Here is a 15343-nt window from a genome sequence, read left to right as displayed (position 1 = left end):
ATGAGCAATCGTAAACCTTACGTTCGTGAAGTAAAACGCACTTGGTGGAAGAACCATCCTTTCTACCGCTTCTACATGCTACGTGAAGCGACGGTGCTTCCGTTAATCCTATTCACTCTGTTCCTAACTTTCGGTTTAGGTTGCTTGGTGAAAGGTCCTGAAGCATGGCAAGGTTGGTTAGCGTTCATGGCGAACCCAATCGTCGTCGCAATCAACATCGTTGCACTACTCGGTAGCCTATTCCACGCTCAAACTTTCTTCAGCATGATGCCACAAGTAATGCCAATTCGTTTGAAGGGCAAACCAGTGGACAAGAAGATCATCGTATTGACTCAGTGGGCCGCTGTTGCGTTTATCTCACTGATCGTTCTCATCGTGGTGTAAGGAGCTGAGCAATGAAACCGAATTATAGTGTAAACACATCACCAAAACGTTCTGATGAGCCAATCTGGTGGGGTCTGTTTGGCGCAGGCGGTACTTGGTTCGCGATGATCACGCCAATCACTGTTCTTGTGCTAGGTATCTTGGTACCACTAGGCGTGATTGACGCAGAAGCGATGAGCTACGAGCGTGTCTCTGCATTCGCAACCAGCATCATCGGTGCGCTATTCATCATTGGCACGCTAGCATTGCCAATGTGGCATGCAATGCACCGTGTACACCACGGCATGCACGACCTTAAGTTCCACACTGGTGTGATTGGTAAAATTGCATGCTATGCATTTGCAGGCCTCATCACTGCACTAGCAGTTATCTTTATCTTCATGATTTAAGAGACTGACCAAAAAAAGAAAAAGCTGGCTAAATGCCAGCTTTTTATTGCTTTGGGTTACCTATGATCTTTTTGCTTTTTAAGCTTTTGACCACCCATGATCTTATTGCTGTGCGACCTTCTTTGTCTGGTCCATAAGACCCAGAGCACCAAAGCCAGTAATCACATCTAGGTTTGTTTTCAAGCCCGTTTCGTCACTTCCACCAATGTAATTTTGTGGCATCTGAACTTGGAAGTTTTGCAAATTGTTGTACAGCGAGTTCGCTACGTCTCGATTCAATTCTGCCAAGTAAACTTCACGGTTTGCTCCTAACGCCGCATACTTACCTTTTAGGACTTCAGATTCTGCGCGACCTTTCGCTAATATCGCTTTCGCTTCAAACTCAGCAGAAAGTGCGTTCGCTTTTTGAATCGCTAAGTTAGCCTCTGCGATAGCTAGCTCTTTCTCCTTCTCGACCTCAGCAAGTCGTTTGGTTTTTTCCACTTCAACGATTTCACGCTCTGCAATCTGACGCGCCACTTCCACTTCTTTTTGTTGAGCAATAATTGCGAGTTCTTTACCACGCTGGGCGTCTTGCACCTCACGTGTTCGTTGAATCTCTTTGCGTAACTGCTCGGTCTCTGCCTGTGCTTTCGACGTTTCTTGTTCCTGAATCGCGCGAATACGATCCGCCACTAAACGCTTTTTATCTGCCAATAGCTGATCTAATTGCTTTTCTGGCTGCGGGTCACCAATGGTCACCTGCGTCACTTGAATACCGTATTGTTGTAACGGATTGTCTTGACGAATTGGTTGCCCGGTTTTGTCTACGACTGGCACAGTTTTCCATACCAGTTGATTGGTGCGCTGTAATTGGTTCGGATTAGCTTGATTCACCCCAACAGGCGCAAGATCCAACTCTTCCACTTCAACCTGACGTCGCTCTGTTAGATAAATCCCCTCTCGTAACTGATCGCCAAGTTTCGATTTGAACTGGTTCAAACCACCTTGGAAAAACTCTTCACCCGTGTATTGGGTTGCGGTAATCACCGTTACGTTACGTGCGTTCTTTACAAGCAGCGCATCGATCAAGTTACTGTTGTTGCGGAACTCTTTATGCATCTTCTTCACCGCTTCAGGGTCATTACTGAGCTTAAAGCGGAATGTTACGGGGATCTGACCAATATAGGTGTCGGCAAATCGAACCTGAATCGCATCAAGGCGTTGATAAAAATCTTCGCCCTTGCTGTTACCGAATGACACGGTGATCACTTGGTCATACTTGGTGATTTTGGACAGAAATGGCATGCGAAAATGAATGCCAGGTTCAGTAAACACATCCAACTCACCAGTAATATTATTCTGATGCACGTAGCTGTAACCCGCATCGGTCATCAGCACCGAGCTATTAATCGTTAAGCCTATTGCCAACAGCGGTACGCCAAATACGGCTGCTTTTAATCCTTTATGTAGTAACTGACGTCTTTCTTCCACCTTTAAACCCCTTCCTAAACCTCTGCTTTCCATTTTGTTCTCCTTTTTGGATTGTTACTGAGTTAAATCGATAAAAATCAGATTGCTATGCAACTCAGCGACAAGTACTAATGTATCAAAATGTTACATTAAGGAATAATCGACAGATTCATGGAATAAATAAGATTTTTACGAATAATACAAAATCATCAAAAATTTGCGGAGGATATCGATGTTTTACGCAGAGGGATTAAAAGAGAAGAATCACAGGCAATAAAAAAGGCCGCCGAAGCGACCTTTCTAACAATCATATAAAGTGCTTACTTCACACGACCTACGTATTCAGCAGTACGAGTATCTACACGAATCACTTCACCAATTGAGATGAACAGAGGAACACGAACAACAGCGCCAGTTGATAGCGTCGCTGGTTTACCGCCAGTACCTTGAGTATCACCTTTCAGGCCTGGATCTGTGTCTACAACTTCTAGCTCAACGAAGTTTGGTGGAGTAACAGTAATTGGGTTACCGTTCCAAAGAGTGATCATACAAGTGTTGTTTTCTACCAACCACTTAGCGTTTTCACCTACCGCTTTTGCATCCGCTGCGATCTGTTCAAACGTTTCACTGTTCATAAAGTGGTAGAATTCGCCGTCTGAATATAGATAATCTAGGTCGATATCCATTACGTCTGCCACTTCACAAGTGTCACCAGACTTGAATGTTTTCTCTAGCACTTTACCAGAAAGAAGTTTACGAATTTTAACACGGTTGAACGCTTGGCCTTTACCTGGTTTAACGTATTCGTTTTCCAGAATTACACAAGGCTCGTTATCAAGCATTAACTTAAGACCGCCTTTAAATTCATTGGTGCTAACTGTAGCCATTTTTTCCTCTTACATTCTTAGAGCTAAATTCAATGCCGCACATAATAACCCGAAAAGTCGAATCTGTTGAGCAAAACTGGCTCAAACAGTTGGCGAATGGGATCTCTGATCCTGCAAAATTGCTCGAAATACTGGAAATTGATCCTTCACCGTGGCAAGACGGGTTTGCCGCGCGCAAGCTGTTTGCACAGCGTGTACCGCAAAGTTTTGTCGATAGGATGGAGAAAGGCAACCCTAAAGACCCTCTTTTACGTCAGGTTTTACCACTGAGCGACGAATTTGAGGTGCATCCGGGTTACTCCAATGATCCATTGGAAGAGCAAGACAATGAAGTCCCTGGCCTGCTACACAAGTATCGCAACCGCGCCCTGATGATTGTCAAAGGTGGCTGCGCGGTAAATTGCCGTTACTGTTTTCGTCGTCACTTCCCTTATCAAGAGAACAAAAGCGGGAAACAAGCCTGGACCAAGTGCTTAGAGTACATGGCACAACAACCAGAGTTGAACGAAGTCATCTTCTCAGGTGGTGATCCATTAATGGCAAAAGACGATGAGATTCATTGGCTTTTAGAGCACATTGCTCATATTCCTCACATCAAACGTCTGCGTATTCATAGCCGTTTACCTGTGGTGATTCCAGCTCGAGTCACTGATGAACTATGCCAACTTCTGCAAGCATCAAGGTTACAAATCATCCTCGTCACTCACATCAACCATGCCAACGAAATCAATGACGAATTTGCTGAACAGATGTTCAAGCTCAAAAGAGCGGGCGTTACGCTTCTAAACCAAGGCGTTCTGCTGAAAGGCGTGAATGATTCGGTAGAAGCTCAAGTGACGTTAAGTGAGGCCTTATTTGACGCGGGTATCTTGCCTTATTACCTCCACGTTCTTGATAAGGTGCAAGGCGCAGCGCACTATTTTATTTCGGACGAAGAAGCGAAAGCTATTATGCGCGGACTCATCACGCGTGTATCGGGTTATCTGGTACCAAAACTCACACGAGAAATTGGTGGCAGGCCAAGTAAAACGCCGTTGGATTTGCATTTAGAGTAAGCTCTGACGCTCAATTAAATTTGTCGTCTAGATTGATTATTTTTGTTCGCTTTGCACGGTAAGTCTATGCATACTCCGCACTTTTGGAGGTCAAGATGCATACAGCATTCGAACAAATTTTCGATCTTGGCCCATTCAGTTGGCCTGCCCTACTATGCTGCGCCATTAATGGGCTCATGATCGGTATAGAGCGCCAAACTCGTGGTAAACCGGTTGGCATTCGCACAGCAATATTAATTATTTCAGGCACCTACCTGTTTATGTCGATGGCAGTGTCGTTATCGCCAAATACACTTGATCAAGCACGAGTGCTTGGTCAGATCATTACTGGCGTCGGCTTCTTAGGCGCTGGCGTTATGATGACACTTGATGGAAAAATCCATGGCGTAACATCCGCGGCTGTAATATGGGTACTAGCAGGTTTAGGTTTGATGATAGGTTTGGGTTATTTAACGCAGTCGGTGGTTATTACTCTCCTGACATTAACCGTGTTGTTAGGTGTGGATAAAGCAGAAAACCACATCAAAGCATTACGCCGCGGTGTTCATCAAAGAATTCAACAACGCAAAACTTCATCACGATTAATTAAATAGTTAACGCTCCGAGAAACTCACTTCATCTCATCAGTAATTAAAGAGCCCTCGACGAACATCGAGGGCTTTCTGTATATAAAGATTCTGACTTTCTCAGGGATTACTTAGCAAAGTTGATGAGTGGGAAACACTTGAAGAAACCGTTATCCGCACAGTTCAAAAGACCAATTTGCACGCCATCGATTTGATCGGTCATGTTGAAGAAACCAAACTGGAAATTAGACTTCTTAGAGATACTCGCTAAGCCCACATCCGCCATGGTGTAGCCTTCAGAATAGTTCACCGCGCTCCAGTTCAAGCCTTTTACGTTGTTCGTAATGTTAACAGCACCCAAGTTAACACCCGTCGTCTGACCTTGGTTCCAGTTAACTAAGCCTAAAGACGCGCCTTTCATTTCTTGATTTACTTTTGCTGCGCCAAAAAACAGACCGAAGTTCACACCTGTCGTACGATCCGTTTCTGACATACCAAGCAGTGAAAAGTCGACACCTTTAACCTCATTTACCTGCCCATGCAACACAGCTAAACGAACGCCACCTACTGAAGAATTAGAGGGTGCGTTTGTGTTATCGATAGTAGAGAACATCACAGGTGTACTGTCGGCAAAAGCAACAGGTGATGCGATAGCGGCTGCAACCGCCAATGACGTCATAAGCTTTTTCATTTTCATCTCCATGATGGGAAGCAACAATTTACAACATAGTGTAATGTTCAGATTTTGCTCTGTCCCCGTTCAAAAAGTGTTAGCAATAGGTCAGATTTAACCATCTGACTCAAAAGAAAAAATATTTCTCTTCGATTTTTTGCTTCTGAAATGGCGCTTTTTACGCTCAAAAATTTCATGATAAGCCACACCAGAACGTCATGTTTCTCAGGTGACACGCATAAAAAAGTCGAGGCATCTGCCTCGACTTTTAAGGGTTTGGTCGGTTATCTTTCCGCTATAAGGTTTCCCTAGAGCGATGAGATAAGCTGGCTTACATCATGCCGCCCATACCGCCCATGCCACCCATGCCGCCCATGTCAGGCATCGCTGGCGCGTCTTTTTGCGGTAGGTCAGTAACCATCGCTTCAGTTGTGATCATCAGACCTGCAACCGATGCTGCGAATTGTAGTGCAGAACGAGTAACTTTAGTTGGATCTAGGATACCCATTTCTAGCATGTCGCCGTATTCGCCTGTTGCCGCGTTGTAACCGTAGCTACCTTCACCCGCTTTCACGTTGTTCGCAACAACTGAGTCTTCCTCACCTGCGTTCTTCGTGATTTGACGGATTGGCGCTTCCATTGCACGTAGTGCAACGCGGATACCAACGTTTTGTTCTTCGTTGTCACCCGTTAGGTGAGCAATCTTAGATGCCGCGCGGATAAGTGCAACACCACCACCAGCAACAACACCTTCTTCAACCGCTGCGCGAGTTGCGGCTAGCGCATCTTCTACACGGTCTTTCTTCTCTTTCATTTCAACTTCAGTCGCAGCACCAACTTTGATTACTGCAACACCGCCAGCCAGTTTAGCTACGCGCTCTTGTAGTTTCTCTTTGTCGTAGTCTGAAGTTGCGTCTTCGATTTGTTGACGAATCTGAGCAACACGGCCAGAGATCATCTCTTCTTCACCGATACCATCGATGATAGTCGTGTTTTCTTTCGTGATAGAAACACGCTTCGCTTGACCTAGATCTTCTAGTGCAACTTTTTCTAGCTCTAGACCGATCTCTTCAGAAATCACAGTACCGCCAGTTAGGATAGCGATGTCTTGTAGCATTGCTTTACGACGGTCACCGAAGCCAGGTGCTTTCACAGCTGCAACTTTTACGATGCCACGCATGTTGTTCACAACCAATGTTGCTAGCGCTTCGCCTTCTACATCTTCTGCAATGATAAGCAGTGGACGAGATGCTTTCGCGACAGCTTCTAGCGTTGGAAGAAGCTCACGAATGTTTGAGATCTTCTTATCAACAAGAAGAATGAATGGGTTTTCTAGATCAACACTGCCTGACTCTTGGTTGTTGATGAAGTAAGGAGACAGGTAACCGCGGTCGAACTGCATACCTTCTACTACGTCTAACTCGTCTTGTAGCGCCTGACCTTCTTCAACCGTGATAACGCCATCACGACCCACACGCTCCATTGCTTCTGCAATGATATTACCTACGCTTGCGTCTGAGTTTGCAGAGATAGTACCAACCTGCGCGATCGCTTTTGTGTCGTTACATTCAACAGAAAGCTCTTTTAGTTGCTCAACTGCCGCGGCAACAGCTTTGTCGATACCACGCTTAAGATCCATTGGGTTCATGCCCGCTGCGACTGCTTTTAGACCTTCGTTAACGATAGATTGCGCTAGTACCGTTGCTGTTGTTGTACCGTCACCCGCTGCGTCGTTTGCTTTAGACGCAACTTCTTTAACCATTTGTGCGCCCATGTTCTGGAATTTATCTTCCAGCTCGATTTCACGCGCTACTGATACACCATCTTTAGTGATAGTTGGTGCACCAAAAGATTTGTCTAGAACGACATTACGTCCTTTAGGACCCAGTGTTACTTTTACTGCGTCAGCCAGAACGTTTACACCTTCCAGCATTTTAACTCGTGCGTCATTACCAAATTTAACGTCTTTAGCAGCCATCTTTGATTTCCTTTCTAAAATTCTTTGTGTGTAATTTCGTAATTGAATCTGAGCAAAAAATTACTCAATGATTGCTATTATTCAACGATCGCCATGATGTCGTTTTCAGACATGACAAGCACTTCTTTACCGTCGATTTTTTCAGTTTTTGTACCGTAACCTTCAGCGAAGATAACGGTATCACCGACTTTAACGTCTAGTGGCAGTACGGTGCCGTTTTCTAGGATGCGGCCTTTACCCACAGCTAGAACAACACCGCGAGTCGATTTTTCTGCAGCAGAACCAGTCAGAACGATGCCACCAGCAGACTTAGATTCAACTTCTTTACGTTCAACGATAACTCGGTCATGTAATGGACGAATGTTCATCGGTCGTCTCTCCTGAAAATTTCCATGTTTATTTGATAATTGTCCTTAGGGACTGTAGCCCCAGACACGTGATCCCTATATAAGGGGTCGAAGCAGCGATCCCAAGGGGGTGGCACAAAATTTTTGTGACTTAGTTAAAATAACGAACAACTAGGCAACGGTTTGCGTTAGAAATGCTCACTCGCTCGGCATCTCGCTTTCTTGTATCCTTGCAGTTTGCTCACCAGATAGTTGTCACACATGCAGGAAAATAACAAGCTGGAACCCCAAGCGAACGATAAGCATGGTTTGTTGACCGCACCCATTCCTGAAACGCTGCGGAAAATGACCGTACCCATGACCATGGGCATGATCGCAATTTTGATGTTTAACTTGGTGGACACGTTTTTTATCTCGTTGCTTGGCACTCAAGCGCTAGCAGCTATCAGCTATACCTTCCCTGTAACCTTTGCGGTTAACTGCATTACGATGGGGATTGGGATGGGACTATCGACCAATATTGGTCGCTTGCTTGGGCAAGGTCATGCACCACAAGCTGCTCGGTTCACCACCCACGGTTTGTTGTTAGCCGTGTTACTTGTGGCTATCGCGTCTTCTATTGGCTTTACCACCATTGCGCCATTGTTTCGTTTTCTTGGTGCGTCTGATGATCTCATCCCTCTTATTGAGCAATATATGCAGGTCTGGTATCTCACCATTCCTCTGCTAGTGATCCCAATGGCGGGCAACAGTGCTATCCGAGCTACTGGCGACACAAAAACACCAGCAAAAGTCATGATGTTGGCTGGTTTGATTAATGGCATGCTCGACCCATTGTTGATTTTCGGTTATGGCCCTTTTCCGGAACTTGGCATTCAAGGCGCAGCCATAGCAAGTGCCTTTAGCTGGTTAGGTGCTTTGTGTGGCTCATTCTATGTGCTAATTAAACGGGAAAAATTGCTTGCTCAACCCCAATGGGCTTTGCTGAAACAAGACTGGCAACAGACACTAAAAATTGGTACCCCTGCTGCGCTATCAAACGCGATGAATCCGTTGTCCGGTGCCATTCTGATGATGCTGTTATCCAACCATGGTACAGCGGCGGTTGCTGCTTACGGCGCAGCGCAGCGTATTGAGTCTATATTGATTTTAGTATTGATGTCGCTGACCTCTGCCCTCACACCGTTTATGGCACAAAATTTAGGAGCCAAACAACCGCAACGAGCCTTTTCCGGTTTATTTATTAGCATGCGTTTTGCAGTGGTATTCCAAGGGTTTATCTTCTTGATGATGGTACCGCTGAGCATTCCTCTGGCTGCGCTATTTTCTCAGGAAGATGCGGTGAAAAACCTGCTTTGGCATTATTTACTGGTGGTGCCATTTAGTTATGGCTTCCAAGGCATCGTAATGATGTTAGTCAGTGGTTTGAATGCGATGCACAAGCCATTGCGTGCATTCCAGTGGAGCTTTATGCGGCTGTTCATTTTTACCTTGCCATCGGCGTGGATCGGGAGCCAAATCTACAGCATTGAAGGCTTGTTTATCGGTATCGCGGTTGGAAATACGTTGGGTGGGCTACTGGGCTACTTGTTTGCGCTGCGCGAGCGAAAATTAACGCTCATAGAGCAGAGCAGCGTGTCTTAACACTCGTCTATCACTAGTTTCTTTTTGTTGATTCTCAAATACAAAAAAACCGCGGAAAGCCGCGGTTTTGTTTATCTATTTCAAGCTTGCTTAGAACAACTCTTCAGCAACTTTGTATAGATCGTTGCGTACTGGACGCTTCATGTTTTCGATTGCGTCGATGATATCGTGGTGAACAAGTTGCTCTTTCACGATACCTACACAACGACCACCATGACCTTCGATCAATAGGTGAACAGCGTAGTTACCCATACGAGATGCTAGTACGCGGTCAAATGCAGTTGGACGACCACCACGTTGGATGTGACCAAGTACTGTTGCACGAGTTTCACGACCTGTCGCGGCTTCGATGTCACGTGCTAGTTCATTAGCATCCATCATTAGCTCAGTAAGCGCGATGATCGCGTGTTTCTTACCTTTAGCGATACCATCTTGGATGTTGCTGATCAGCTTGTCTTTGTCTAGACCAGTTTCCGGAGTGATGATGTATTCACAACCGCCCGCAATTGCAGACATCAGAGTCAAATCACCACAGTGACGGCCCATGATTTCTACAATTGAAATGCGTTGGTGAGATGAAGAAGTATCACGTAGACGGTCGATTGCATCGATAACGGTGTTTAGTGCACTTAGGTAGCCCACAGTGTAATCCGTACCTGCGATATCGTTGTCGATTGTGCCCGGAAGACCGATACATGGGTAACCCATTTCAGTCAGTTTCTTCGCACCCATGTACGAACCATCACCACCGATTACCACTAGTGCATCGATACCATGTTTTTTCAGGTTCTCAATCGCTTTTTCACGAACTTCCACTTGTTTAAATTCAGGGAAACGTGCAGAACCTAGGAACGTACCACCTTTGTTGATCACATCTGAAACGCTAGAACGATCTAGCTTCTCGATGCGGCCTTCGTATAGGCCTAGGTAGCCGTCGTACACACCGAATACTTCCAATCCTTCGGATAGTGCTGTACGTACTACGCCGCGTATCGCAGCGTTCATACCAGGTGCGTCACCGCCACTTGTTAAAACACCGATCTTCTTAATCATGCTCACCCTCGATCTTTGGCAATCAATTATTTAATTTTCTTTTAGGCCCCTTGTTACCAAGCAACCTGCATAATCCAGAACTGTGCGTTATGTTACATTTCCTCTACAGGATTACCAATGAAAACGCACTTTTTTATGTAACTTTTCTACTTATGTAAGAGTATTACAGTTTCTCTATGAAACTTTGTTGATTCATATCAGGATCACGAATCTTAATAAGTATTGATGGAAAGATAGTCAATAAGTACCTGTTTGTCGTCGGGCACTGATGGATTTTTCAAGCCTACCAATGTTGCGCTTTTTGCTCTTTCTCTGGTCCGAAAACGACAGACAATGGATCTTGATGGATCAATACGTCCGCATCAGGAAAAAGAGCCAATAAATTATCTTCCACTTTATCAGCGATGTAATGCGCCTCAATTAATCGTAAGTTATCGTCTAGCTCTAAATGCAACTGTATAAAGCGCGTCGGTCCGGACATTCGCGTGCGTAACTGATGCACACCCAATACCCCTTTTACGCTCAAACAAGCTTGGTTAATTTGCTCAAGTTCTTCATCGGGCAACTTTCTATCAAGTAAGGTTTGAATCGCTTCGCTGACCATTTTGAAAGCGCTATAAAGAATGAAGACACCAATACCAATCGCAAACACAGCATCCGCTTGAGTCACTCCAAAATAACTGAGCCCCAGAGCAACCATGATCGCAGCATTCATATACAAGTCAGTCTGATAATGCAGAGAATCCGCCGCTATTGCTTGGCTCCCCGTCACGCGAACCACATGTTTTTGGAACATCACCAAGCCAAGTGTGACCACAATCGCAAACAGCGATACATACACACCTAACTCCGGTGCGTGTAAAGCATGTGGGCGGAAAAATCGGTCAATCCCGTTAAGAATCAAAAATACTGCCGAGCCCGAAATAAACATTGCTTGGGCTAGGGCCGCTAAGGACTCAGCTTTACCATGTCCAAACGTATGTTCGCGGTCTGCCGGTTGTAAGGCGTAACGAACCACCACAAGATTCACAACCGAAGCCGCGATATCTAACATGGAGTCAATCAATGACGCCAATAAGCTCACTGAGCCGGTTACCCACCACGTGATGACTTTTACTATCAGAAGAAGCGTCGCCACAATGGTTGCAGTCCAAGCGGCGGTCGTAACTAAACGTGCGTATTGCTGTTTCATAATCAAAGAGTTAACTAAAACCATACGTTGAGTATATTGAATGACCATGAAATAACCAGATCAAAAAGAGGCAACCAATGGCTGCCTCTTTATATAACATCAATTCATGACTTAATTATTGCGCGACTTTTCCATGCGCTTGTGCATTCTGTCGCCACACTCTTGCATACGTTCATTTTGTAGCTCAACAAATTTCGCTTTCTGCTCAGGTGTTAATACGCTAAGCATTTGGTGCTTTCTTTCTAGCATTTGCACGCGACGTTCCGTTTGGCGCTCAACCATCTCTTTTGCTAATTCGCTAGCTTGAGCTTCATCAAAGTTATCCGCCAGCAAAAGCGATTGTACTTTTGCGTGATGCGCTTGACGCTCAGCCATACGTGCTTCTTTGCCATCAGCGAATTTTGCTTTCATTTCTGCTTTGTTTGCTTCACGCATTTCTTTTAGCTGATCTTTTTGTGCATCAGTCAGGTCTAGTTGACGCATGACACCTCGGTCCATACCCATGCCGCATTCGTCACGAGGACCTTTATGATGGTTTTTACCACCGTAAGCGAATGCGCTTGCGGCGCCAAGAGTAAGAGGTAGAACAACAGCAGCTAACACAAGTTTTTTTGCAGACTTCATAATACGATTCCTTACACAGGTGAGTGGTTCTTCTGAGCTGTTCTCACAGCGCTTGAGTATAGAATACGACCCGCTAGGTAAAGCGACGTATAGGGAGCGTAAAGAATCGTAAAGAGTGATTTTTCTCCTCTTCGTTGCGCATCATTCCAATGTAATATTAGGCTATCGGTAACTTACTATAGGTGCCCCCATGGCAAACATTCTTTTAATCGATGACGATATCGAGCTAACCAGCTTATTAAAAGAAGTACTCAGTTTCGAAGGGTTTGACGTCAGCGAAGCAAATGACGGTGAAGCCGGCTTAGCCGCGATCAATGATAAGATTGATTTGATTTTGTTGGATGTCATGATGCCAAAACTCAATGGCATGGAAACGCTGAAACGCTTACGTGAAAATTGGGAAACTCCCGTCTTGATGCTGACCGCTAAAGGGGAAGAAATTGATCGCGTGATCGGCTTGGAACTGGGCGCGGACGACTATTTACCAAAACCTTTTAGTGACCGAGAGCTGTTAGCGCGTATCCGCGCGATTTTACGCCGCACTAGCAGCACACAAAAAAATACCAAAAACAGCGATTGCATTGAGTATCAAGAAATCCGCCTCTATCCCGGTAAGCAAGAAGCGTATTGTGAGCAACAGTTACTCGATCTCACAGCAACCGAGTTTGCGCTACTCACCCACTTCGTACAAAACCCAGGACAAGTGCTGACCAAAGAGACACTGAGCTTAGATGTGCTTGGTAAACGACTCGCTGCTTTTGATCGCGCTATCGATATGCATGTCTCGAACTTACGTAAAAAATTACCAGATCAAAGCAATGGCAAGCCGCGAATCAAAACCCTGCGTGGTCGTGGCTACATGCTGCTTGAGGAGGATTAATGCGCCTATCACGCATCAAACTGCCAAACATCAATAGCCTGTATGGACGCATCTTTGCCATTTTTTGGTTCACCATGTTATTAGTATTGATAGCCGTGCTATCACTGCCACATTTGGACCCACGCAAAGCTCGCGATATTCCAGAAGAACACTACAAACGTATGGTAGAAACGCGTGACTCAATCCAACAAAAATACAGCCAGCAAACAGATTTAGGCCGCATACTTTTTCGTATCGAGGGCAACCGTCACGGCAAGCACGACCCTCGCCCACGAGTCTTTTTTTCTGACTACAGCGGTAATGTTCTTACGACAGAAAAACGCAGCAATTTTCAATTGCGTGCCATGCAAAACTTTGTCACCAGTATCGAAGATTACAATAATCCAAAGCAGAAGCTGTATGGTCGATACATGATTGCGGGCCCAATTCCTATTACTTTGGCAGGTTCCGATATCTTGATGTACGTGGGCTTCAAATGGAATGAGCCACCACCTCTACTCCTGCGTCTGTTTGATCACCCATTCCAGCTCTTGCTTGCGGTCATGTTGGTTAGTACACCATTGCTGTTATGGCTTGCTTGGGCTTTGAGTCAGCCTGCACGTCGTCTTGAAGCCGCTGCTCAACGTGTAGCGAAAGGTGAATTTGTCACAGACCCAAATTTAGAAAAAGGTACGGCGGAATTTCGTCAAGCAGGCAGCAGCTTCAACCAGATGGTCGAAGCGGTTAATCAAATGATTTCAGGACAACAACGTTTGCTATCCGATATCTCTCACGAGCTGCGCTCACCTTTAACTCGTCTGCGCATGGCAAGCGCATTAGCGACGCGTAAACAAGGCGAAAGCCCAGAACTGACTCGTATCGATACCGAAGCGCAGCGCTTGGAACAGATGATCAGCGAACTATTAGAGCTTTCTCGCATGCAGGCGAACAGTCATATGACTCGCGAAACACAGCCACTAGAAAGTTTATGGGAAGAAATCATTAAAGATGCGCAGTTTGAAGCAGAGCAAATGGGCAAACAGCTACACTATTCAGAATTACCTAAGCGCAATATTTCCGGTAACCCTAAACTGCTGATGAGTGCGGTGGAAAATATCGTTCGTAACGCCATTTACTACGGAAAAGATGAGGTACAAATCGACATCAAAGCCGATGACGATACGCTTCGTATCACGGTTGACGATAATGGAGAAGGTGTACCAGAAGAGGAACTGGCCGCGATTTTTCGCCCGTTCTATCGCGTTTCCACGGCACGCGATCGCCACTCTGGCGGCACAGGTCTCGGCCTAACCATTACCGAAAGTGCCATTCGCCAGCACAGTGGCACGATCGCAGCCAGCCGAAGTCCTTTAGGCGGATTGCGTATGAGTATCACCTTACCGATCAATTGTTAGTCTCAATTTGATGAACTAACAATAATTCGCACCATATTTCTAGAGTGAGTGATTAACAGCCCCACCCTCACTTTAGAAATTGGTGAGGCTTCTTAGAATACCCTTACAAAGATCAAAGTTGATAATAATTATCGTTAGCATTAAAGTGAATTTTCCAATTAAGGAGGATTTACTATGTCACATACATTTCCCGCTCTGCCTTACCCGTACGATTCACTAGAGCCGTACATCGACGCGAAAACCATGGAAGTGCATTACAGCAAACACCACAAGACGTACTTTGATAAGTTTGTAAATGCCGTTGAAGGGAGCGAGCTCGAAACTCAGTCATTAGACGAGATCTTTGACAATATCTCTAAGCTCAGTCCAGCAGTACGTAATAATGGTGGCGGCTATTACAACCACATCATTTATTGGAATTGCATGTCACCAAACGGTGGCGGAGAGCCTCAAGGCGCGCTTGCTCAAGCAATTAACGATAAATTTGGTAGCTTTGCGCAATTTAAAGAGGCGTTTGCCCAAGCTGCCATCAATACCTTTGGGTCTGGCTTTGCATGGCTGATCGTAAAAGATGGTGAGATTCACATTACGTCCACCAGTAATCAAGACAACCCTCTGATGGATGTAGTGGATGTGCGCGGTGAACCAATCCTCGCATTAGACGTGTGGGAGCACGCGTATTACATCAGTTACCAAAACCGTCGCCCAGAATATATTGATGCGTGGTGGAACGTCGTCAACTGGCGAGCAGTTGAAGAAAACTATGCTCACGCTCTCTTATAAAGAGCATCACTACTTACGGTATTAACATCCGCGCTAATGCCT

Annotated in this window: 16 protein-coding genes; 8 read left to right on the top strand and 8 right to left on the bottom strand. The window is 45.4% G+C overall.

Features of this window, described 5'->3' with window-relative positions; genetic code table 11:
* Positions 1-384 carry a fumarate reductase subunit FrdC gene (gene frdC / locus R7P69_RS21825; protein ID WP_005381491.1) on the top strand — a complete coding sequence of 128 codons (384 nt, stop codon included), beginning with the start codon at positions 1-3 and terminating at the stop codon, positions 382-384.
* Positions 385-395: 11 nt separating this feature from the next.
* Positions 396-773 (top strand): fumarate reductase subunit FrdD, encoded by a 378-nt coding sequence (frdD, locus tag R7P69_RS21820; RefSeq protein WP_005381493.1) that lies wholly within the window; start codon positions 396-398, stop codon positions 771-773.
* 102 nt (positions 774-875) lie between these two features.
* On the opposite strand, the gene R7P69_RS21815 is transcribed toward frdD, so the two are convergent.
* Together R7P69_RS21815 and efp are read right to left on the bottom strand one after the other, a co-directional pair.
* Positions 876-2279: an SPFH domain-containing protein gene (locus R7P69_RS21815; RefSeq protein ID WP_042523712.1), complete on the bottom strand. Its 1404-nt coding sequence runs from the start codon at positions 2277-2279 to the stop codon at positions 876-878.
* Positions 2280-2545: 266 nt separating this feature from the next.
* Complete coding sequence (gene efp / locus R7P69_RS21810) at positions 2546-3112, bottom strand: elongation factor P (RefSeq protein WP_005381500.1); 567 nt, start codon at positions 3110-3112, stop codon at positions 2546-2548.
* Between the two features lie 32 nt (positions 3113-3144).
* Between efp and epmB the strand changes: the two genes are divergently transcribed.
* Entirely contained in the window at positions 3145-4167 is a 1023-nt protein-coding gene (gene epmB, locus R7P69_RS21805) for an EF-P beta-lysylation protein EpmB (RefSeq protein ID WP_033907283.1), read from the top strand.
* 95 nt (positions 4168-4262) lie between these two features.
* Positions 4263-4760, top strand: a complete 498-nt coding sequence (locus R7P69_RS21800) for an MgtC/SapB family protein (RefSeq protein WP_005381504.1) — start codon at positions 4263-4265, stop codon at positions 4758-4760.
* A gap of 100 nt (positions 4761-4860) precedes the next feature.
* Here R7P69_RS21800 and R7P69_RS21795 read toward each other — a convergent pair whose 3' ends face one another.
* The 3 genes from R7P69_RS21795 to R7P69_RS21785 all read right to left on the bottom strand — a co-directional run bounded on the left by R7P69_RS21795 (position 4861) and on the right by R7P69_RS21785 (position 7752).
* Positions 4861-5424 carry a VC2662 family protein gene (locus R7P69_RS21795; protein WP_005381507.1) on the bottom strand — a complete coding sequence of 188 codons (564 nt, stop codon included), beginning with the start codon at positions 5422-5424 and terminating at the stop codon, positions 4861-4863.
* A gap of 313 nt (positions 5425-5737) precedes the next feature.
* Positions 5738-7384 carry a chaperonin GroEL gene (gene groL, locus R7P69_RS21790; protein WP_005381509.1) on the bottom strand — a complete coding sequence of 549 codons (1647 nt, stop codon included), beginning with the start codon at positions 7382-7384 and terminating at the stop codon, positions 5738-5740.
* A 77-nt stretch (positions 7385-7461) separates the two neighbouring features.
* Positions 7462-7752 carry a co-chaperone GroES gene (locus tag R7P69_RS21785; protein ID WP_005381516.1) on the bottom strand — a complete coding sequence of 97 codons (291 nt, stop codon included), beginning with the start codon at positions 7750-7752 and terminating at the stop codon, positions 7462-7464.
* Between the two features lie 240 nt (positions 7753-7992).
* Here R7P69_RS21785 and R7P69_RS21780 point away from each other — a divergent pair, with 240 nt between their 5' ends.
* Complete coding sequence (locus R7P69_RS21780) at positions 7993-9375, top strand: MATE family efflux transporter (protein WP_213968949.1); 1383 nt, start codon at positions 7993-7995, stop codon at positions 9373-9375.
* 90 nt (positions 9376-9465) lie between these two features.
* Here the strand turns inward: R7P69_RS21780 and pfkA are convergent, their stop codons facing one another.
* From pfkA to R7P69_RS21765, 3 genes are all read right to left on the bottom strand, one after another.
* On the bottom strand, positions 9466-10428 hold the full coding sequence (gene pfkA / locus R7P69_RS21775; protein ID WP_005381521.1) for a 6-phosphofructokinase: 963 nt from the start codon (positions 10426-10428) through the stop codon (positions 9466-9468).
* 283 nt (positions 10429-10711) lie between these two features.
* Positions 10712-11620 carry a CDF family cation-efflux transporter FieF gene (gene fieF, locus R7P69_RS21770; RefSeq protein WP_031781038.1) on the bottom strand — a complete coding sequence of 303 codons (909 nt, stop codon included), beginning with the start codon at positions 11618-11620 and terminating at the stop codon, positions 10712-10714.
* A gap of 111 nt (positions 11621-11731) precedes the next feature.
* Positions 11732-12244: a CpxP family protein gene (locus tag R7P69_RS21765; RefSeq protein ID WP_005386388.1), complete on the bottom strand. Its 513-nt coding sequence runs from the start codon at positions 12242-12244 to the stop codon at positions 11732-11734.
* Positions 12245-12434: 190 nt separating this feature from the next.
* On the opposite strand from R7P69_RS21765, the gene R7P69_RS21760 reads away from it, so the two are divergent.
* The 3 genes from R7P69_RS21760 (at position 12435) to R7P69_RS21750 (ending at position 15301) form a co-directional block, all read left to right on the top strand.
* Entirely contained in the window at positions 12435-13124 is a 690-nt protein-coding gene (locus R7P69_RS21760; protein WP_005382384.1) for a response regulator, read from the top strand.
* Positions 13124-14518, top strand: coding sequence for an envelope stress sensor histidine kinase CpxA (gene cpxA / locus R7P69_RS21755; RefSeq protein ID WP_005382383.1), 1395 nt, complete (start codon positions 13124-13126; stop codon positions 14516-14518). The genes R7P69_RS21760 and cpxA overlap by 1 nt, the downstream gene beginning before the upstream one ends.
* Positions 14519-14692: 174 nt before the next feature.
* Positions 14693-15301: a superoxide dismutase gene (locus R7P69_RS21750; protein WP_005382382.1), complete on the top strand. Its 609-nt coding sequence runs from the start codon at positions 14693-14695 to the stop codon at positions 15299-15301.
* Positions 15302-15343: the final 42 nt, after the last annotated feature.

It is taken from the genome of Vibrio sp. 661 (assembly GCF_033339315.1).
Classification (GTDB): Bacteria; Pseudomonadota; Gammaproteobacteria; order Enterobacterales; family Vibrionaceae; genus Vibrio; species Vibrio alginolyticus.
This window is presented reverse-complemented; position numbering and strand designations above follow the sequence as displayed.

Excerpts from the sequence above, each read along its gene's own strand:
- frdC (WP_005381491.1), top strand. The coding sequence starts at position 1 with ATGAGCAATCGTAAACCTTACGTTCGTGAAGTAAAACGCACTTGGTGG.
- frdD (WP_005381493.1), top strand. The coding sequence starts at position 396 with ATGAAACCGAATTATAGTGTAAACACATCACCAAAACGTTCTGATGAG.
- R7P69_RS21815 (WP_042523712.1), bottom strand. The coding sequence starts at position 2,279 with ATGGAAAGCAGAGGTTTAGGAAGGGGTTTAAAGGTGGAAGAAAGACGT.
- efp (WP_005381500.1), bottom strand. The coding sequence starts at position 3,112 with ATGGCTACAGTTAGCACCAATGAATTTAAAGGCGGTCTTAAGTTAATG.
- epmB (WP_033907283.1), top strand. The coding sequence starts at position 3,145 with ATGCCGCACATAATAACCCGAAAAGTCGAATCTGTTGAGCAAAACTGG.
- R7P69_RS21800 (WP_005381504.1), top strand. The coding sequence starts at position 4,263 with ATGCATACAGCATTCGAACAAATTTTCGATCTTGGCCCATTCAGTTGG.
- R7P69_RS21795 (WP_005381507.1), bottom strand. The coding sequence starts at position 5,424 with ATGAAAAAGCTTATGACGTCATTGGCGGTTGCAGCCGCTATCGCATCA.
- groL (WP_005381509.1), bottom strand. The coding sequence starts at position 7,384 with ATGGCTGCTAAAGACGTTAAATTTGGTAATGACGCACGAGTTAAAATG.
- R7P69_RS21785 (WP_005381516.1), bottom strand. The coding sequence starts at position 7,752 with ATGAACATTCGTCCATTACATGACCGAGTTATCGTTGAACGTAAAGAA.
- R7P69_RS21780 (WP_213968949.1), top strand. The coding sequence starts at position 7,993 with ATGCAGGAAAATAACAAGCTGGAACCCCAAGCGAACGATAAGCATGGT.
- pfkA (WP_005381521.1), bottom strand. The coding sequence starts at position 10,428 with ATGATTAAGAAGATCGGTGTTTTAACAAGTGGCGGTGACGCACCTGGT.
- fieF (WP_031781038.1), bottom strand. The coding sequence starts at position 11,620 with ATGAAACAGCAATACGCACGTTTAGTTACGACCGCCGCTTGGACTGCA.
- R7P69_RS21765 (WP_005386388.1), bottom strand. The coding sequence starts at position 12,244 with ATGAAGTCTGCAAAAAAACTTGTGTTAGCTGCTGTTGTTCTACCTCTT.
- R7P69_RS21760 (WP_005382384.1), top strand. The coding sequence starts at position 12,435 with ATGGCAAACATTCTTTTAATCGATGACGATATCGAGCTAACCAGCTTA.
- cpxA (WP_005382383.1), top strand. The coding sequence starts at position 13,124 with ATGCGCCTATCACGCATCAAACTGCCAAACATCAATAGCCTGTATGGA.
- R7P69_RS21750 (WP_005382382.1), top strand. The coding sequence starts at position 14,693 with ATGTCACATACATTTCCCGCTCTGCCTTACCCGTACGATTCACTAGAG.